The organism is Nonomuraea spiralis (assembly GCF_014648435.1).
GTDB classification, from domain to species: domain Bacteria; phylum Actinomycetota; class Actinomycetes; order Streptosporangiales; family Streptosporangiaceae; genus Nonomuraea; species Nonomuraea spiralis.
Genome location: NZ_BMRC01000020.1, coordinates 104712 through 122479, shown reverse-complemented (window position 1 = coordinate 122479; position 17768 = coordinate 104712). Strand labels below are relative to the sequence as shown.

Genomic DNA, 17768 nt, shown 5'->3' with positions numbered 1-17768 from the left:
CGTCGAAGAACGGGTCGAGATGAGATCGAGAGCAAGCGAGCGTCAGCTGAGGGTGGGCCTGTGGGTTCACGTCATCTGTTACGTCGTGGCGCAGGTGGTGCAGGTCGTGGTGTGGTGGCTCTTCACCCCGCAGCGCTTCTTCTGGCCGCTGTATTCGCTGGTCGCGTGGGGTGTCGGGCTGGCGTTCCACTTCCGGGCGGTCTCCTCGCCCTCCCGGCGGGACTGAGCGGTGTCGTTCCTTCTGGAGTTCGTACGCGATCCCATGACGGTCGGCGCGGTCGCACCCAGCGGCCCGGCCTTGGCCAGGGTGGCGACCGCGGCCGTCCCCAGCACCGGCTCGCCGATCGTCGTGGAGCTCGGACCGGGTACCGGCTCGTTCACCGAGCCCATCCAGCGGCGGCTGGCCGGACGCGGCCGGCACATAGCCGTCGAGGTCAATGCGGGGTTCGCGCGGAAGCTGGCCGCCCTCCACCCGGAGGTCGACGTCGTTCACGCGGACGCGGCCGATCTCGCCACGCTCCTGGCGCAGCGTGGCCTGCGCCAGGCAGACGTCGTGGTCAGCGGCCTTCCATGGGCGGCCTTCACCGAGAACCAGCAGCACGACGTGCTGTCCTCGGTCGTGGCGACCCTGTCACCGCACGGCGTGTTCACCACCTTCGCCTACGTACACGCCCGATGGGCCCCACCGGCCCGGCGCCTGCTGCGCTCCATGCGGTCACGGTTCGACGAGGTGGTCATCAGCCGGACAGTGTGGGCGAATCTCCCACCCGCTCTCGTCTACTACTGCCGCCGCCCGACGAAGACCGACGTGGACGTCACCACGCGCTGACGATCGACACCTGGGCACCCCGTCCATCCACCATCACGTCATGAAAGGCAAGCAAATGGCATACAGGAAACCGACGATCGTCCTCGTTCACGGAGCCTTCGCGGACGGCAGCGGATTCACCGCGATCGTCCAGCGACTCGTCGCCGACGGCTATCCGGTCGTCGTCGCGCCGAACCCGCTCCGGGGGCTCTCCTCCGACGCCGGACAACTCAAGGCGTTGTTGAACAACATCGAGGGGCCGATCGTGCTGGTCGGCCACTCCTACGGCGGCGCCGTCATCTCCAGCGCCGCCACCGGGAACCCCGAGGTGAAAGCACTGGTCTACCTGGCGGCATTCGTACCGGAGACCGGCGAGAGCGTCCAGGAGCTGGTCGAGAAGTTCCCGGGCAGCACCGTGGGCGAGTCGCTCAAACCCGTGCCGCTGCCCGGCGGGCAGGTCGATCTCTACATCGACCCGCGCGTGTTCCATCCCCATTTCGCAGGGGATCTGCCCGCCGAGGAGGCCGCGCTCTTCGCGATCACACAGCGCCCGGCCACCGGCGCCGCCCTCGGCGAGCCCGCCGCCGGCCCGCAGGCCTGGCACACGATCCCGAACTACAACCTGATCAGCGGCGCCGACCGGATCATCCCCCCGGCGGCACAGGAGTTCATGGCCCAGCGCTCCGGCGCGAAGATCCAGGTGGTCGAGGGCGCCTCGCACCTGGTGTTCGTCTCACATCCGGCCCCGACCGCGGCCCTCATCGAAAAGGCGGCGCGTGAAACCGCGTAGGAAGCGACGGCGCGGCCGTGCTGCTCAGCCTGGAACAGGCTTGTCCCCTGAAGGTGACCTGAACACCCGAGGATGATCACCATGGGTTCCTCTCTGATCTTGGGCAGTCTGCCCTACGCCATCGGCATCGTCATGCTCGGCCTGGGGCTCAGCCTGACGCTGGACGACTTCCGGCGGCTGGGCCGGTATCCCAAGGCGGCCCTGGTGGCGCTGCTGTGCCAGCTCGTGCTGCTGCCGGGCATCTGCTTCGGCGTGGTGCTCGCCTTCCGGCTTCCGCCGGAGCCGGCGGTCGGGCTGCTGCTGGTCGCGGCGTCACCCGGTGGGCCCACGGCCAACCTGTACAGCCACCTGTTCGGCGGGAACGTCGCGCTCAATGTCACGCTCACCGCGACCAACTCGGTGCTGGCCGTGCTCACCCTGCCGATCGTGGTGAACCTCTCGGCCGGGTACTTCCTGCCCGGTGGGGCCGCCCTCGGGCTGCAGTTCGGCAAGATGGTGCAGGTCTTCACGATGGTGGTCGTGCCCGTCGCCATCGGGATGCTCGTACGCGCGTGGTCGCCCGAGGTGGCGCGGCGGCTCAACCTCCCCGTCCGGGTGCTGTCGGTCGTGGTCCTGGCCGGAGCCATCTTCGCCGTGCTGTACGCGGAGCGGAACAACCTCGTCGGCTATTTCGTCTTGGTCGGGCTCGCCGTGCTGGCCTTCAACCTCGTGAGCCTGCTGATCGGGTACGGCGTGCCACGCCTGGCCGGGGTCGATCACCGCGCGGCGGTCGCGGCCGGGTTCGAGATCGGCATCCACAACACCGGTCTCGCCATCACGGTCGCACTCAGCCCAGCGCTGCTGAACAGCGCCCAGATGGCCATCCCCGGCGCGGTGTACGGCATTGTCATGTTCTTCACCGCGGCCGGGTTCGGCTATCTGATCACCCGCCGGGCTCGATCGGACCAGTCCACGGTGACCGGGCATCGTGACGCCCCCAGGAGTCGAGCAGCGTGATCAGAGTCCGGCCAGGAACGTCTCGGCGCGGCGGGCGAACAGGTGAGACCCGCGTTCCTCGGACTGGTCGCGGGCTCGCTCGGCAGCGGCTCGTACGACGTCGGCGGGTTCGCCGCGGGCCTGGAGCAGGCGCGCCCGCAGCAGCAGGACGAGCCCTTCGGCGTAGCGTTGGCCATGGGCCTCCACGGCCTGGTCCGCCCGGTCGAGGGCGATGCCCGCCTCGTCCGGCCTCCCGGCGGCCAGCCACATCTCGGCGATCAGTCCGTAGTGGTACGCCACGCCCCACCGCGGCGGGTCGACCAGCGTCCCAGCCATGAGCTGTTCGGCCTCCGCCGCGACACCGGCCGGGTCCTCGCCGACAAGGGCACGGGCCCAGTACCAGTTCAGCCGGGTGTAGTGCTCCTGCTGAACGGCGGCGCGGCCGGTGCCCGCGACCGTCCACCGCTCGATCGTGCGCATCACCCAGCCCGCGTCTCCGGCCATCGAGGCGATGATGGTGGTGTAGTAGGCCCAGGTCGCGACCGCGTACGAGTCGTCGGGGCCGTTCCACTTGTCGATCACGGCCTTCGCCGTCTCGGCATCACCGTGCAGTGCCGTCACGACGGCCAGCCAGCCGGGCCACTCACCCGACACGTCACGCCGGATCGGCGTCTCACTGTGCGGGGAGACGACCCCGTCGAGAAGAGCCGGGTCGTTCCCACTGAAGCACCGGTACGCCTCGCCGATGTTGCCGATGTCCCACTGGTGCAGGCCCCATGCCTGCCGGCCGTACACCTGGACGATCGGATCGAAGGACGCCTCCCCCTGCTCGTACAGGCGGCGGACCAGACGCAGGCGGTCCCACTCCAGGAAGGTGTAGGCCCCGAACAGGCGGGCGAAGAGGAGCCCGGCGGCCTCCACCTCCCGGCCGAGCCGGCGGGCCAGGAGCTCCGCACGCTCCAGCAGATCGAACGTCGTACCGCCGAACCCGGCCTGCCGACGCGGGGCGATGGCGAGTAACGAGAGGGCGGACAGTTCGAGTTCCGGGAGCCCGGCGGTCCGCGCGATCTGGGCGGCCGACTCCAGGTGCCGATCGGCGGCGGCGAAGGCGAGCTTGGTCGCCGCGCGACGACCGGCACGCTTCAGCGCCTCCACGGTACGGACCGGATCGGCGAGGGGACCGGCGGCAGACAGGTGGAAGGCGAGGCGTTCGGTGATGGACTCGTCGTCCGCCTGGCTTTCTTCGAGCGCGTCCGCGATCCGCAGGTGCAGCCGGATGGCCTCCAGCCGCGCTGTGGTCTCCATGACCGACTCGCGAACCAGGTCGTGCGTGAACCGCCACGAGAACGGGTTGTCCGGCCCCGTTTCGAGCAGGCCGAGCGCGCGCAGCGGTTCGAGGCGTTCGAGGCAGTCCGCGACGTCGACACCGGCGGCGCGGGCGAGCAGCCGGAGGTCGATCTCGCGCCCGATCAGCGCGGCGAGCCGCAGCAGGTCGCGGGCGCTGTCGTCGAGGCCCGCCATCCGATCGCGGACGACGTCCCGCACGGTGGACGGCACCCCGGCGCGGGCCGACGCGGCGTCGTCGCTGAGCACGCCCCGGTCGCTGAGGAGCCGCGACAGTTCGCAGACGAAGAAAGGGTTGCCGGCGGTGCGAACGTGGATGTTGCGGGCGGTGTCCGCACCGGGTTCGTGACCGGTCTCGCGGCGGATGAGCTCGGCCACGTCGGTCAGGCTGAGCGGGCCGAGTTGGATCCTGCGGTGGTTGGGCAGCCGGCTGGCGGCGGCCAGGACCCGCGAAAGGTCGGGGCCGGGGGTGGGCGCGCGGTCGCGCAGGGCGCCGATGATCGCCGTACCGGTGGGCAGCCGTGCCGTCAGGTGGCCGAGCAACTGGAGCGAGGTGGCATCGATCCATTGAAGGTCGTCGATGACGAGCAGCATCGGCCGTTCCGCCGACGCCTGGCCGATGAAGGTGACGACCTGCTCGAACAGGCGGAACTGGGAGCGGCCGCCGGAGACCGGCGGCCCGGTGTCGTCGTCGCGAGGTTCGAGGAGGCGGCCGAGTTCGCTGGTCAGCCACTTCTCCCGCGCCGACGCGGGCAGGCTGTCGAGGACGACGGTGAGCGCCTGCTCCCACGGCCACATCGACGGTGTTCCGTCGCCTTCCAGACAGGAAGCCCAGACGACGAGCGCGCCACGCCGGTCCGCGGCGGCGGCGGCCGCCTCCAGCAGGCACGTCTTGCCCGAGCCCGGCTCGCCTTCGACGATGCCGAGCCCGGTGCGGCCGGTGAGCGCCGCGTCGACGGCCTGCCGCAGCACGCCGAGCTCCTCGCCCCGGCCGACCAGGCCGGTCTCCTGCCTCGCCGACGCGTGGTCGCCCGCACGTCGCGTGACCGTCACCACCGGCGCCGGCGGGGTCTGCGTCAGCACCCGCAAGTGCGCGTCGCGCAGCACCGGGCCGGGGTCGATGCCGAGCTCCTCGGCGAGGAGGTCACGGATCGCGTGGAACACCGACAGCGCCTCCGCCTGCCGGCCGGCGGCGCCGAGTGCGGCGATGAGGCCGGCGTGCACGGGTTCGTGGAACGGTGCCATCGACGCGGCCAGTCGCAACGGCGGGATCACCTGCTCCGGGCGGCGTAACGACACGGCCAGGCCGGACGCCTCGACGCAGGCGGCATGGAACTCGTCGTCGAGGGCGCTCAGGATCGACATCGCGGCCGATCCGAGGGACAGTCCGTCCCCCGCGGGGCCCTTCCAGAGGCCGAGCGCCTCGACGTAATGGTCGAGCGCCGCTTCGCGGGCCTGCTGGGCGAGGGCGGCCTGGGCGGCTTCGAGGAGTTCCCGGAAGGTGACGAGGTCCAGCGTGCCGGAGCCGGCGCTGAACACGTACGCGTTGCCCCGCAGACGCAGGTGAGTACCGGCCGCCCGGGCGGGGACCGCGGGTTCGAGCACCCGCCGCAATGCCCCGACGTACTTCTGGATGACGTTGAGCGCGCTGGCGGGGGCGTTGTCGGCCCAGATCAGGTCGATCAGTTCCCTCGTACTGACCGGATGGCCGACCCGCGCCATGAGCAGGGCCAGCAGCTGCGCCTGCTGTCGAGGGCCGGCGTCCAGTTCGACGCGACCGCGCCACAGCCGCAACGGACCCAGGACCTGCAGGCGCAGAGGATCGGCGCCGGCCGGCGGATCTTCACCGCCGAGCCGAACGGGATGAGCTGACCCAGTCACATCTGTCGGCTCCCGGCTGGACATTACAGATTGTCCGCTTGCGACCCGTTTTGGATCACGGCAGGAAGCGATTCTACTGGTCCAGAAATGGTGGTGGAAGATCGGCCCCGCGCGGTTTTCCGGCCGGGCGTCCGCCGGTCAGGACTCGTAGAGGTCCGTCTCGCTGAGGACCGCGCTGCCGTCGTCCGAACGTCCCAGCCTGGCCGCGGAACCGAACATGGGACCGCGAGCGCGCCGGATCCCGGCGAACCGTCCGAAGCCGAGCGGCTTGGGCACGTCGTCGTAGACGGCCTCCATGCCGCCCTTGATCGAGTACGTCTCGTGCCAGAAGCCGGTGCCGCCGGAGTCCCGCAGGAAGTCGAGCCACCATTGCCGATGCGGCTCCGACCGGGCGAACGCGAGCAGCGAGGGCAGGTCCCGCCAGTACTGGCGCATTCCCATGTTCATCGGGAAGAACGAGTAGTAGACGGGTTCGTGCAGCAGCAGTCCGTCCGGTTCGCCGGCGACCGACTCACTGATCTTCCGGCCGAAGCTGAAGAAGGTCCGGATTCCGTACAGCCGGTTCACCCGCATTCCGAGATACAGGACGAGGAGGTCGGGATAGGCGGAGAGATCGACGGTCTGCCGGTTGACTCGGGTTGGCATCTAAGGTTCCTCCGGGCTCGGATCACGCGTGGTAGAGGAAGGTCGTGCGATGCCCCAGAAGACCATCGATCACATGGGCCGGAACCGCCACTCCACGTCCTGAGCCGGATTGGCCGGGGCGTGAAAGGCCAGGTGAATCCGGAGGCCCGATTCTTCGGGCGCTTTCGCTTTTCACTGCTCTCATGCCCGGCAGGCTACGCGGGCCTACTGGACAACGACTTATTCCGGCGTTCAGTGCGCGTGAACACCCGGTTCTACATTGACCTGCGAACAATGCGCGCAGAACGCGCCGGATGGTCGTGTGAGCCCTAACGGGCGATCATCTGCACCTCGGGATACCGTGAGGAATGCCTGTCGAGCAGGTCGCCCTTGCGCCGTAGATGCAGATCGAAGAAGGCCGCGGTGTAGGCGCGGGTGACTGCCACGGAACGCGCCGCCGACAGTGTCCCGTTCACCGCCTGCAACTGCTCCTTCGACAGACCGAGCACCGGCGCCGCCTGCTCGTACACCAGCGGCAGGTCGGTATAGGAATTGTGCTTGGCGCCCTTGGTCTTCACGTGCAGCCGCCAGCCCTTGAGCCGGGACCAGAAGGCCTTCTGCCCGCGGATGGGCTTGTCGAAGATCTCGGCCTCCATGAGCATGTACGGCTTGGCCAATCCCTTGGCGGCCACCTTGCCGAGGGCGGGTCCGTCCAGGTTCAGAACCGCCTTGACCCGCCGATCCTCCAGCATCGTCGCGGCGGCCGTCGCACCTCCCGCGGAATGGCCGAACATGCCGACCCTGTCCAGGTCGAACGCGCCGCGCAGCCCCTTCGGCAGCTTCCGGCCTTCAGCGTCGGGGTTCTGCCCCTTGTTCAGCTTTTTGAGCTGGTTCAGTACGAAGCGCGTGTCGGCCACCCGTACCTTGATCTCTTCGGCCTTCTCGCCCAGCCGGCTCACCGGGACCGGCTTCAGGACGCGGCCGGTGACCGTGCCGTCAGGGAACTCCACCTCGCCGGCATCGCCTGGATGATCGATCGTGACCACCATGTAGCCCCGGCTGGCCAGTTCTTCGACCGTGGCGGTGTTCATGGAACGGTCGGCGCCGTTGCCGGGTGAGAACAGTACGACGGGCAGCTCTCGACCCGCCACGGGGGCCCCTTCTCGGCCATGGGTCATGGGCAGGCTGACAGCCGCGGGCGAGAGGCCGTTGTTGCGATAGAAGGCCTCGGCGGCGCGCGGCGGCAGCCAAGGCGCGGCGGGGTGGCCGTCCGGACGACGGGTGGGGTACCACAGGCTGACCATCAGCTCACGCCGGTCGTGTGCCTTGATCCATGGGTCGCCCCTGGAGCTGTCACGCAGGTGCAGCGCGACCGTGCCGATCTCGCGTGAACCTGTCGGCTGGGGCAGGGCCACAGTGACGGGCTTCGACTTGGCCTGTACGGCGGGCCCGGTGAGCAGAAGTCCGACCGCCACCGCAGCGGCCACGCCCCGTCTGAGCAATGCGTGATTCATGATCACCACGCTAGGGGCGCTCGTTGTCCAGGAACTCCCCACCGGAGATGAGTTCGACCTTCCTACGAACGACGGAAGCACCCGTCCACCCGGAGGGGAGGTCAAGGCCCGCCGGAGGTTGACACTGACGGCACTCCCCGCTAGATCGACGTCGCGCGCCACCCACCGGCGGCGCTCGTGCGGATGCCGGCGCCGCTCGACGACACACGGACGGCCGAGCAGATCGTACGGCTGTGCGGCCGCCTCCCGCCGGCCCTGTGCGTGGCCGCCGCCACGCGGCAGGCGATGGTTGCAATCAGTCGCCCGGCTGGCCTCCAGGTCCTTCGAGCCCTGGGTGGTGTTGCCCGGCGGCGGGAGCCCACTCGCCCCACCGGTGGTTCTCACGTTCGAAGGCCGGGCCGGGGGTCGTCCTGAGCGCGTGAGAGCAGGTTCCCCGAGGTGCGCCGAGCCGTGAAGACCTGGCGCCAGCGTTCGGCCGCCTCGTTCATGTCGGCGCCGACGCATTCGAAGTAGCGGCCCACCTCGTCCAGGCGGCGCCCGGCCGGAGTGCCGCCGAACAGCGCGGCCCCGCGCCGAGCCGAGCCTGCCCAGACCTCGCAGACCTGCGTCACTCCGACGCACGCCTCGAACCAGACGTCGTCGTCGGTGCTGTAGAGCTCGCGCCGCCCCGACTTCTCGCGCCTGAGCAGCCGGATGCCTTCCAGATAGGTGACCGCCTTGGACACCGACGCCGGGCTGACCTGGAGGCGGTGGACCAGCTCGGCGGCGGTCAGCGCGCCGTGCTCGCTGCTGAGCAGGCCGGCCAGCACCCTGGCGGGCATCCGTGGCAGGCCGGTGCGTACCATCATCGCGGCGAACTCCTCCTCGAAGGCGCGGACGGCGGCGGGTTCGGGCTCGGTCTTCCTGACCCGGCGGGCGCGTTCGCCGGTCGCCTTCTGCGCGGGGTCCGCGCGATAGCCGTCGGGACCGCCGTTGCGGCCGACCTCGCGGCTGATCGTCGAGGTCGGCCGCGCCAGCCGCCTGGCGATCTCCGCGTAACCGAGCCCCTCGGCCAGCCCGTCGGCGATCCGCCGCCGCTCCTCATGAGTCAGCCGGGCCCCTGGCATGCGCGCTCCTCTCGCTCCTCATTGCAACATCGGTCGTCTTCCACGTACCCGTGACAGCCTACAGCCATTGCAACGAATTAGCTGTATCACCAGCACAAATAGGCATCGCAGCACCACCTCCGCTTGACCTAGGATGAAACACAACATGTGTTTCACACGGCCGAAACCATCGGCCGACGCGCGGACGACGAAGGGTCACACCATGGCAACCGTTCTCCCGGCCTTGACACCAGTGGAAGAGACCCTCTATGTGACACTGGCCGGCAGGGCGCTCGACAGCCGCTCCCGCTTCTCCGTCCTCGGCGACACCCTGTCCGACGAGGTCGCCATGAAGATCGGCTACAACCCGGACGACATCGTCGTGCCGCGCGCCAAGGCGGTGGACGTGGCGATGCGGTCCAAGATGCTGGACGACGTGGTGCGCGGGTTCATCTCCCGGCATCCGGACGCGGTGGTGCTGGACCTGGGCGTCGGGCTGGACACGAGGGTCGTCCGCGTCGCCCCTCCGGAGACCGTGGACTGGTACGACGTCGACCTGCCCGGGGTCGTGAAGGTGCGCGAACAGGTCCTGCCGCACCGCGCGAACGTGCACGCCGTCGCCACCGACGTGACGGATCCGCGATGGCTCGACGCGCTCCCCGGCGACCGGGCCGCCGTCGTCGTCTGCGACGGACTGCTCCCCTTCCTCACCGAGGCCGAGTTCACGGCCCTGCTCAACCGGTTGACCGGCCACTTCCCCCACGGGGAGGTGGCGTTCAACAACTACCCGCGCTACGCCGTACGGATCCTCAAGCGGATGCGCAGCACCCGGGCCCTCGGCGCCCTGGTACGCCACGGCGGCTTCGATGACCCGCACGAGCCCGAGCGCTGGGACCCCGATCTGGAACTGGTCGAAGAGATGCTGGCCGCCCGGCTCCCCGCACCGCCGGGGATGCCGGCGGTCTACCGCCTGGCCAACCGGCTCATCGGTCTCAGCCCGAAGCTGGCCAGGAAGTTCACCGCGATCGACCGTTACCGGTTCTGACAACTCCTGACGGAGATCAGCCGGCGCCGGCAGATGGGGCCGCGGGCGGGCGCGCCGGGTGTCGCACGTGCCGCTGGTCCGTCATGCCGTGATTGCAACGCATCAAAATTGCTACGCTCGTTCTGAATACGATAGTTTTGAACGCGAAAGAGAGGTGGCGTTCATGACGAGCGAAGCTGACGCGGCCGATTCCCCACGTCATGTCGACGTACTGATCATCGGCGCCGGCCTGTCCGGCATCGGCGCCGCGTGGCATCTCCAGCGGCAACCCGGAAGGACCTACGCGGTGCTGGAGGCCAGAGACCGTCCCGGCGGCACCTGGGACCTGTTCCGCTATCCAGGCGTCCGCTCGGACTCCGACATCTTCACCCTCAGTTACGCCTTCCAGCCCTGGCGCGGCCGGAAATCCCTGGCCGACGGCGACGACATCCGCCGCTACATCGAGGACACCGCCCGGGACCACGGCATCGACCGGCACATCCATCACCAGGCCAAGGTCCTGGCCGCCGACTGGTCCTGGGAGCGGTGCCGGTGGACGGTGGACACCACCCGCGGGACGTGGACGTGCTCGTTCCTGTACGTCTGCGCCGGCTACTACGACTACGACCACGGCCACCAGCCGGAGTTCGAGGGTGTCGAGGACTTCGGCGGCCGGTTCGTGCACCCGCAGTTCTGGCCGGACGACCTCGACGTGGCCGGCAGGAAGACCGTGGTGATCGGCAGCGGAGCCACCGCGGTCACCCTGGTGCCCGCACTGGCCAAGCGGGCGGGGCGGGCGGGGCACGTCACCATGCTGCAGCGCTCCCCGACCTACCTGAGCTCCCTGCCCGACGTGGACCCGGCGGCCGACACGCTGCGCCGCCTGCTTCCCGCACGTACGGTCCACCGGCTCGTCCGCGCCAAGAACGTCCTGAGCAGCCAGCTCACCTACTGGCTGAGCAGGCGCTTCCCGGAGCAGACCAAACGGCACCTGCGCAAGGGCATCCTGCGGTACCTGCCCGACCCCGCTTTCCTCGACCGGCACTTCACCCCCCGGTACCAGCCGTGGGACCAGCGGCTGTGCGTCGTCCCCAACGGCGACCTCTTCCGCGAGGTGGCCGCCGGGCGCGTCTCGGTGGTCACCGACCGGATCACCCGTCTCATCGAGGACGGGATCGAGCTGGAGTCCGGGCGGAGGCTGGCGGCGGAGGTGATCGTCTCCGCGACGGGCCTGTCGCTGATCCCCCTCGGCGGGATCGCCGTGTCGGTGCACGGTCGCCCGGTCGACCTGGCCGGGACCACCGCCTACCGCGGACTGATGCTGAGCGGCGTGCCCAACCTGGCCTTCTGCGTCGGGTACACCAACGCGTCCTGGACGCTGCGGGCGGAGCTGTCCTCCCGCTACGTCGTCCGGCTGCTGGACCACATGAGGCGGCACGGCCTGACCACCGCGATGCCCGTGCTTCCGCGCGGCCTGGCCCGCCGTCCGCTGCTCGACCTGACCTCCGCCTATGTCCAGCGCGCGGCACACCTGTTCCCGCAGCAGGGTGACCGCGCGCCGTGGACGGTCGGCCAGAACTACCTGACCGACCGGCTGAGGTCGGCGTTCCTCGACGTCCGAAAGGGGATGGTCTTCGATGGGTGAGCAGTACCGGGTGGTCGCTCTGGGTGGCGCCGGAGCGATGGGCAGGCCCGTCGTCGAGGCGCTGGCCGGGCGGGCGGACATCGCCGAGCTGGTGATCGCCGACCGCGACACCGCCGCCGCCGCGCGGCTGGCCGTCAAGTACGCGAACGCCTCGGCCGCGACAGTGGACGCCTCCGATCCGGTACGGCTGCGCGAGCTCTTCCGCGACGCCGACCTGGTCGTCAACACCACCGGCCCGTTCTTCCGGCTCGGCGTGCCGATCCTGCGGGCGGCGATCGAGAGCCGCACCCATTACGCCGACATCTGCGACGATTGGGAGCCGACGCTGGACATGCTCGCCATGGACGCCCAGGCGCGGGACGCGGGCGTGATCGCCGTGATCGGAGCCGGCGCGAGCCCGGGCACCAGCAACATGCTGGCCGCGCTGGCGACCCGTGAGCTGGACACCGTCGAGGACGTCCACACCGCCTGGCCGGTGGACGTCCCGTTCGTCGGCGACGATCCCGCTGACGGCGCGGCGGGCGGGGAGTCGGCCGCCGTCGTCCACTGGATGCAGCAGTTGTCCGGCACGATCCGCATTTGGGCCGGCGGCGCGCCCGCCGAACGGCCGCCGCTCGAACCGGTCAGGCTCGACTACCCGGGGCTGGGCGCCGGCACCGCCTACACCGTCGGCCATCCCGAACCGCTGACCCTCCCGATGACCTGCTCGATCATCCGTGACTCCGCCTGCGTCATGGTGGTCAAGCCGGAGACGGCCGCGTACCTGATGACCTTGCGCGAGGAGATCGACCGGGGAAGCCTGTCCCTGGAACAGGCCGCGGCCGCGATCGAGAGCCCGACCGCCGGCCGCTTCGCCCGCTCCGCCCTGCGCCGGCTCTCGCTGCGCGGCCCCGGCGCGCTGCCGCCCTTCTTCGCGCTGGCCACCGGCGTCCGGGACGGGCGGCCGTGCCGGATCGGGGCGCGGCTGATCGGCTCACCGCGCGGGATGGCCAGGGCGACCGGGATCCCGTTGTCGCTGGCGGCCGCGCAGATCCTCGACGGCTCGGTGCGCGCTCCCGGCGTCCACCCCCCGGACGCCGTGCTCGACCCGGAGAGGTACTTCGAGGAACTGTCCGCCCACTGCGACCCGCCGCGCACCGGCCGCGACGAGGTGGTCAGAGTGGACCGGACCCCATGAGCGCGGCCGATCGCACGGTCCCCGTGGTTCGCGGCGACGTCGGCCCCGGGTGGGAGCCGGTCCGGCGGGCGTTCGCCGCGATCATGAGCAGGCCGGGCGAGCACGGCGCGGGGCTGCACGTCATCCACCGCGGCAAGGCCGTCGTCGATCTGTATGCCGGGAACGACGCGTCCGGCCCTTACGGTCCGGAGACCCGGCAGGTGGTCTTCTCCGCCTCCAAGGGCATCGCGGCCGCCTGCCTGGCGGTGCTCGCCGACCGCGGTGACCTCGACTTCGACGCGCCCGTGGCCAGGTACTGGCCCGAGTTCGCCCGTCACGGCAAGTCCGGGATCACGGTCGCCCACATGCTGAGCCATCAGGCCGGGCTCATCGCTCCCGCGCGCGCCGTCACCCTCGCGGAGGTGCTGGACGGGCGTCCGCTGGCCGACGTCCTCGCCGGCGAGCCGCCGCGCTGGCCACCGGGCCGGCCCGGTTACCACGCGGTCACGTGGGGAACGCTCGCCGACGAACTCGTCCGCCGCGTCACCGGCGGACGGCTCGGCGAGGTGCTCGACGAGCTGGTGTGCCGGCCACGCGGCCTGGCGATCGGCATCGGCGGCGCGCACGCGGGCCCGCCGCCCGCGCCCGTGCACGCCGCCACGCGCGTCCCGTTCCTGGTCCGGATGACCACCGCCGTCGTCGCCCGCCCCGGGACGCCGTTGTGGGCGGCGATGACCGTGGGCGGAGCGCTCACCGAGCCGCCCGACCGGTGGGTGGCCCGTCCGGAGACCCTCGCCGCCCACCTGCCTGCCGCCAACGCCGTCGCCACGGCCCGCTCCCTGGCCCGCCTCTACGCCCTGCTCCTGCCTCGCGTCGAATCGCCCGATGCCAAATCCTCGCCCGGCGCCGGATCCCCGTCCGGCTCCGAGCCTCCGCTCGTCGGCGAGCGGACCTGGCGCGCGGCCGTCCGGCCGCGCGCCGCCGGACGGGACCGGGTGCTCGGCGTCCCCTCGGCCTTCGGGTGCGGGTTCGCGCTGCCCAGCCGCGCGTGGTGTCTCGGGTCCCCCACGGCCTTCGGCCATCCGGGCATCGGCGGCGCCCTGGGTCTGGGCGATCCGCGCCGGGGTCTGGCTCTGGCCTTCCTGCCGCGTACGATGCCCGCCGACGCCCTGGCCGACGCCCGTCACCGCACCCTGCTCGACGCGGTGACCCAGGTCATCGGCCGCTAACGATCGGATTGGATACGATAGTCCGCATGGATGTCCATGTCCCCACCCGAATGCTCGTCGAGGCGCTCGTCCGCACCGATCTCACGGTCGACGCCGGCGAGCTCTACGCGACCGCCGGACTTCTGGACATGAACGATCAGCAGGTGCGCCTGTGCATCAAACGGCTGGTCGCCGAGGGACGGTTCGTCCAGGAAGGGCGTGGGCGCAAGGCGATCCTGCGCGCCACCGGCGACACCGGACGTGCGATGGGGCTCGACGTCGAGTTCGTCACCCACGCCTTCCGCCAGGACGCCGGGCTCGCCCCCTGGGACGGCACGTGGCATCTCGTCGCCTTCACCGTCCCGGAGAGCGCCCGGCCCGCGCGCGACGCGCTGCGCGCCGCGCTCACCCTCCTGGGCGGCGCCGCCGTCCACGGGGGCCTCTACGTCAGCGCCAATCCGTGGGAGCCCTACGTCGAGGAGCACGCCCGCCGCCTGGACGTCCTGGGCCACGTCACCTTCCTGACCACCCGGGACCTCCGCCGCGGCGAGGAGAACGATCCCGTCGCGCTCGCCCGGACCATGTGGCCGCTGGACGAGATCGCCGGACGTTACGACCGGCTCGCCGCAGTGGCGGAGCCCCGGCTCCGGCTCCTCCAGGATCACACCGAGCCCCCCGAACCGTCCGCGGCGCGGCGGCTGACCATCGCGGTGGAACTGGCCGCGGAGTTCACCCGCGCGATGGAGGCCGACCCGCTGCTCCCTCCCGAACTGCTCCCTCGGCCCTGGCCCGGCGCCCGGGCCCGTACGCTGACCGCGCGCTGCTGGTCGCTGCTGGAGGAACAGGCCGGCAAGGACGACGGCGCCGTCCGCCTGTTCGGTCTCTACGGCGGCCTGAGCCGCGCGGCGGCGGGCGTCTGACGGGCCGTCACACCACCTCCACCACGACCTTCACCGAGCCGGTCCGTCCGACCAGGTCGGCGAAGAACCGGCCGGGATCGATCCCCGCTTCCGGCGGATGGACGCCGGGTCGCCTCCCGGCCTCGTCGATCAGCTGCGCGAGGCCCAGCGCGGCCGGCACCCCCGTGGCCTCGGCCACGCCCCGGAGCAGCGGCGACGCATCCGTCAAATGGGCCAGAACGGTCGCCGGCCGCCCGTCCGCCACACCCCTGGCGGCGGCGAAGAACGCGGGCAGCGAGCCGGGCCCCCTGAAGCCGAAGGCCCGTACGGCGGCGCGCAGGGCCCGCCACATGGTGGGCTCGGTCACCTCGGCGGCGGCCGTCCCGATCGTGAGCCTCCCCCGGTCGATGTCGCGGCGCAGCACGTCCAGATAGGCCGCGGTCCCGGGGGTGACGACCATGAGACCGGCCGACTCCCCCGCCACCCGGTAGCCGCGCGCCAGCGTCACGGCCCCGGGATGACCCACGGTGTACGCGGTGCCCACGCGGCCGCCCGGAAGTTCGAGCACGACCGGCCGCAGGGGTGGCCGCCGTACCAGCCGGCCGCCGCCGACCTCGGCGATCGTGCCGCTGATGTGCCGCATCCAGTGCACCAGCGCGGCGATCGGGCGGCCGTCGGGCCCGCTCAGGCCGGTCCGGCCGGCGCCGGAGCCCGGCACGTCGACGGGCCAGGCGGTGTAGAGGTCGATCACGATGTCCAGGCATGCCGCCGCTCTGACCGCGAGCAGGTTGCCGACCCCCGGACCGGCGCCCATGCCGATCACCGCGCACACGCCCGCCGCGCGGGCCTCGGCGTCGAGGCCGAGCATCTCCAGAGTGGGCTCCCAGTCGTCGCAGACGTCCAGGTAGTGGGTACGGGCGGCGATCGCGGCCCGCAGCACCAGCGGCCCGAACCGGTGGCACGGCCCGACCGTGTTGAGCACGACGTCGGCCTCGGCCAGCGCGGCGGACAGGGAATTCCCGTCGGCGACGTCGACGTCGCGGGCGCTGAGCCGTGCCGGGGCGCCTTTCAGCTCTTCGGCCAGCGCCCGGGCCGCGTCGAGGTCGCGGTCGGCGACGACGATCTCCCCGATCCCGCTCAGACCGGCCGCCACGCGCACCGCGACCCGCCCCGTCGCTCCGGCTCCGCCAAGGGCGAGCACTCTCATCGACTTCCCAAAGGATCGTGACCGAATCTATCGAATAATCTACGATAGTTAGCATGATGAACATAACAGCTTCACCGCTGTTCCGCGAGAGGCCGGCGAGCCGGGTGATCGCAGTCGAGGCGCTCAGCACGGTGCCGTTCATCTCGACCGCCCTGCTCTACAGATCACCGGCCGACCCTGACGCGCTCGAATGGGCGCAGCTGGCAGGGCTCGCGATGGCCGTCACGCTTTATGTCACCGCGCTGCGCGCCTGGCGCCTGGCGATCGTCACCGGCCTGCGCCCGGCGGCGGCGCCCGGCCATCGGCTCAAGGACGAGCGACGGCTGCGCCTGCTGGTGCTCGGCCTTCCGATCCTGGTCACGGCGCTCCTGCCGATCCCGGCCGCCTGGAGCTCCTTCTGGTTCTGGTTCACCCTGATCAGCGCCGCCGCAGGCGCCGTCTCGGCCGTCCGGCTGCTCGTCATGCTGCTCGGACGGCCAGAACCACGTTGATCACGACGACCTCGGCGCCACCGCGGCGGAGCTGAGGAGTCGATGCCAACCCTGCGCGCGCGGGCCCCGGCCGCCGCTGCGTCAACGACCGTTCGGGGCCGGGCCGCCCAGAAGCTGGGTCGCGCGTTCCGTGCGCAGGTGGAGTGCCGTACGGCCCCTGCGTTGCGTTGCCACCAGACCCGCCCCGCGCAGCGCGCCCAGGTGTTGTGAGACCGCGCTCGGGGTGATGCTCAGGCGAGCGGCCAGGGCCGCGGTCGTCAGGGGCTCGGCCAGGGCGGCGAGGATCTGCGTTCGCGCGCGGCCGAGCACAGGGGTCAGGCCCGTCAGCGTCGGTCGGGGTGGCTCCCAGAGCAGGCCGACGCCCATCGCCGGATAGCGGATCGACGCGGCAGTGACCGGGGCCTTGTCGACACCCACGTCCGGCCAGTTGAAGACGCTGGGCAGCAGGACCAGGCCGTGCCCGCCGGCGTCCACCGTGTACACGGAATGCGGGGTGCGCCGGCCGTGCACCACCAACTGGCCGCCGTCCCAGGCGATGTCCCGGTGCAACTCGGCGAACAGCGCCTGCACCCCGCCCTCCACCAGGGTCAGCGCGCGCCGGCCGAGGTCGGCCTCCAGCACGGCGCGCATCCGGCCCCAATGTGGAGCGATCAGCAGCTCGTGGCAGCGATGCAGAGCCTCGACCAGCCGTGGCAGCACCGTCGCGGGCTCGGGGGCATCCTCGGCCGGCATGCCCAGGACCGCGCCGTACTCATGCCGGAAGAAGTCCTCCTGCGTGGCCCGCACCAGGTCCAGTTCCGTCGCCATCGAAGGCAGGCGCTGCCTCGGCGCCGGGAACAGGAACGACGGCAGCGGTCCGGCGATCAGCGTTCGCAGCAGCGGCAGCTCGCGTTCGTGCGTCAGCAGCGGGCGCGCCTGGCGCACCCAGGGCCGGTGGACGGCATGACCGCCCGTACCGAACAGGATCCGCAGCGCCAGCACGGTCTCGCCCAGCGGTGAGACGGCGAATCGCACCTTCGCGACCGACGCCGCGGTGAACCTGATCTCGACCGCCATCCGCCCTCATCATGTAGCTGTGGCTAAACGATAGCCGAGGTGCATTGTCTCCCCGCAGGCT

16 protein-coding genes are annotated in these 17768 nt (G+C 71.2%); 10 read left to right on the top strand and 6 right to left on the bottom strand.

Features of this window, described 5'->3' with window-relative positions:
• Nucleotides 1–19: 19 nt before the first annotated feature.
• From IEZ27_RS37295 to IEZ27_RS37280, 4 genes are all read left to right on the top strand, one after another.
• Entirely contained in the window at nucleotides 20–226 is a 207-nt protein-coding gene (locus IEZ27_RS37295) for a 2TM domain-containing protein (protein WP_189651571.1), read from the top strand.
• Between the two features lie 3 nt (nucleotides 227–229).
• Nucleotides 230–829 carry a class I SAM-dependent methyltransferase gene (locus tag IEZ27_RS37290; protein ID WP_229824696.1) on the top strand — a complete coding sequence of 200 codons (600 nt, stop codon included), beginning with the start codon at nucleotides 230–232 and terminating at the stop codon, nucleotides 827–829.
• Nucleotides 830–884: 55 nt separating this feature from the next.
• Entirely contained in the window at nucleotides 885–1598 is a 714-nt protein-coding gene (locus tag IEZ27_RS37285; protein ID WP_189651570.1) for an alpha/beta fold hydrolase, read from the top strand.
• Nucleotides 1599–1679: 81 nt separating this feature from the next.
• Nucleotides 1680–2594: a bile acid:sodium symporter family protein gene (locus IEZ27_RS37280; RefSeq protein WP_189651569.1), complete on the top strand. Its 915-nt coding sequence runs from the start codon at nucleotides 1680–1682 to the stop codon at nucleotides 2592–2594.
• Here IEZ27_RS37280 and IEZ27_RS37275 read toward each other — a convergent pair whose 3' ends face one another.
• From IEZ27_RS37275 to IEZ27_RS55145, 4 genes are all read right to left on the bottom strand, one after another.
• Entirely contained in the window at nucleotides 2595–5711 is a 3117-nt protein-coding gene (locus IEZ27_RS37275; protein ID WP_229824695.1) for a BTAD domain-containing putative transcriptional regulator, read from the bottom strand.
• Between the two features lie 225 nt (nucleotides 5712–5936).
• Entirely contained in the window at nucleotides 5937–6443 is a 507-nt protein-coding gene (locus IEZ27_RS37270) for a monooxygenase family protein (RefSeq protein ID WP_189651567.1), read from the bottom strand.
• Between the two features lie 308 nt (nucleotides 6444–6751).
• Entirely contained in the window at nucleotides 6752–7936 is a 1185-nt protein-coding gene (locus tag IEZ27_RS37265; protein WP_189651624.1) for an alpha/beta hydrolase family protein, read from the bottom strand.
• 380 nt (nucleotides 7937–8316) lie between these two features.
• A complete protein-coding gene (locus tag IEZ27_RS55145; RefSeq protein WP_189651566.1) occupies nucleotides 8317–9042 on the bottom strand; it encodes a GbsR/MarR family transcriptional regulator in 726 nt (241 codons plus the stop codon).
• A gap of 202 nt (nucleotides 9043–9244) precedes the next feature.
• Here IEZ27_RS55145 and IEZ27_RS37255 point away from each other — a divergent pair, with 202 nt between their 5' ends.
• From IEZ27_RS37255 to IEZ27_RS37235, 5 genes are all read left to right on the top strand, one after another.
• Complete coding sequence (locus tag IEZ27_RS37255; protein ID WP_189651565.1) at nucleotides 9245–10066, top strand: class I SAM-dependent methyltransferase; 822 nt, start codon at nucleotides 9245–9247, stop codon at nucleotides 10064–10066.
• Between the two features lie 163 nt (nucleotides 10067–10229).
• Nucleotides 10230–11690 carry a flavin-containing monooxygenase gene (locus tag IEZ27_RS37250; RefSeq protein ID WP_189651564.1) on the top strand — a complete coding sequence of 487 codons (1461 nt, stop codon included), beginning with the start codon at nucleotides 10230–10232 and terminating at the stop codon, nucleotides 11688–11690.
• The gene (locus IEZ27_RS37245) at nucleotides 11683–12867 is read left to right on the top strand and encodes a saccharopine dehydrogenase family protein (RefSeq protein ID WP_189651563.1); all 1185 of its coding nucleotides are present in this window, start codon (nucleotides 11683–11685) and stop codon (nucleotides 12865–12867) included. Before IEZ27_RS37250 ends, IEZ27_RS37245 begins: the two co-directional genes overlap by 8 nt.
• Nucleotides 12864–14075, top strand: a complete 1212-nt coding sequence (locus IEZ27_RS37240; RefSeq protein WP_189651562.1) for a serine hydrolase domain-containing protein — start codon at nucleotides 12864–12866, stop codon at nucleotides 14073–14075. Before IEZ27_RS37245 ends, IEZ27_RS37240 begins: the two co-directional genes overlap by 4 nt.
• 26 nt (nucleotides 14076–14101) lie before the next feature.
• The gene (locus tag IEZ27_RS37235) at nucleotides 14102–14974 is read left to right on the top strand and encodes a PaaX family transcriptional regulator C-terminal domain-containing protein (RefSeq protein WP_189651561.1); all 873 of its coding nucleotides are present in this window, start codon (nucleotides 14102–14104) and stop codon (nucleotides 14972–14974) included.
• A 7-nt stretch (nucleotides 14975–14981) separates the two neighbouring features.
• Here the strand turns inward: IEZ27_RS37235 and IEZ27_RS37230 are convergent, their stop codons facing one another.
• Nucleotides 14982–16160: a saccharopine dehydrogenase family protein gene (locus IEZ27_RS37230; protein WP_189651560.1), complete on the bottom strand. Its 1179-nt coding sequence runs from the start codon at nucleotides 16158–16160 to the stop codon at nucleotides 14982–14984.
• A gap of 53 nt (nucleotides 16161–16213) precedes the next feature.
• Here IEZ27_RS37230 and IEZ27_RS37225 point away from each other — a divergent pair, with 53 nt between their 5' ends.
• The gene (locus IEZ27_RS37225) at nucleotides 16214–16651 is read left to right on the top strand and encodes a hypothetical protein (protein ID WP_189651559.1); all 438 of its coding nucleotides are present in this window, start codon (nucleotides 16214–16216) and stop codon (nucleotides 16649–16651) included.
• Nucleotides 16652–16732: 81 nt separating this feature from the next.
• Here the strand turns inward: IEZ27_RS37225 and IEZ27_RS37220 are convergent, their stop codons facing one another.
• On the bottom strand, nucleotides 16733–17707 hold the full coding sequence (locus tag IEZ27_RS37220; RefSeq protein WP_189651558.1) for a DUF5937 family protein: 975 nt from the start codon (nucleotides 17705–17707) through the stop codon (nucleotides 16733–16735).
• Nucleotides 17708–17768 lie beyond the last annotated feature (61 nt).

What these genes read in the sequence shown, in the direction of transcription:
- IEZ27_RS37295 (WP_189651571.1), top strand. Translation starts at nt 20, where the DNA reads ATGAGATCGAGAGCAAGCGAGCGTCAGCTGAGGGTGGGCCTGTGGGTT.
- IEZ27_RS37285 (WP_189651570.1), top strand. Translation starts at nt 885, where the DNA reads ATGGCATACAGGAAACCGACGATCGTCCTCGTTCACGGAGCCTTCGCG.
- IEZ27_RS37280 (WP_189651569.1), top strand. Translation starts at nt 1,680, where the DNA reads ATGGGTTCCTCTCTGATCTTGGGCAGTCTGCCCTACGCCATCGGCATC.
- IEZ27_RS37270 (WP_189651567.1), bottom strand. Translation starts at nt 6,443, where the DNA reads ATGCCAACCCGAGTCAACCGGCAGACCGTCGATCTCTCCGCCTATCCC.
- IEZ27_RS37265 (WP_189651624.1), bottom strand. Translation starts at nt 7,936, where the DNA reads ATGAATCACGCATTGCTCAGACGGGGCGTGGCCGCTGCGGTGGCGGTC.
- IEZ27_RS55145 (WP_189651566.1), bottom strand. Translation starts at nt 9,042, where the DNA reads ATGCCAGGGGCCCGGCTGACTCATGAGGAGCGGCGGCGGATCGCCGAC.
- IEZ27_RS37255 (WP_189651565.1), top strand. Translation starts at nt 9,245, where the DNA reads ATGGCAACCGTTCTCCCGGCCTTGACACCAGTGGAAGAGACCCTCTAT.
- IEZ27_RS37250 (WP_189651564.1), top strand. Translation starts at nt 10,230, where the DNA reads ATGACGAGCGAAGCTGACGCGGCCGATTCCCCACGTCATGTCGACGTA.
- IEZ27_RS37245 (WP_189651563.1), top strand. Translation starts at nt 11,683, where the DNA reads ATGGGTGAGCAGTACCGGGTGGTCGCTCTGGGTGGCGCCGGAGCGATG.
- IEZ27_RS37240 (WP_189651562.1), top strand. Translation starts at nt 12,864, where the DNA reads ATGAGCGCGGCCGATCGCACGGTCCCCGTGGTTCGCGGCGACGTCGGC.
- IEZ27_RS37235 (WP_189651561.1), top strand. Translation starts at nt 14,102, where the DNA reads ATGGATGTCCATGTCCCCACCCGAATGCTCGTCGAGGCGCTCGTCCGC.
- IEZ27_RS37230 (WP_189651560.1), bottom strand. Translation starts at nt 16,160, where the DNA reads ATGAGAGTGCTCGCCCTTGGCGGAGCCGGAGCGACGGGGCGGGTCGCG.
- IEZ27_RS37225 (WP_189651559.1), top strand. Translation starts at nt 16,214, where the DNA reads ATGATGAACATAACAGCTTCACCGCTGTTCCGCGAGAGGCCGGCGAGC.
- IEZ27_RS37220 (WP_189651558.1), bottom strand. Translation starts at nt 17,707, where the DNA reads ATGGCGGTCGAGATCAGGTTCACCGCGGCGTCGGTCGCGAAGGTGCGA.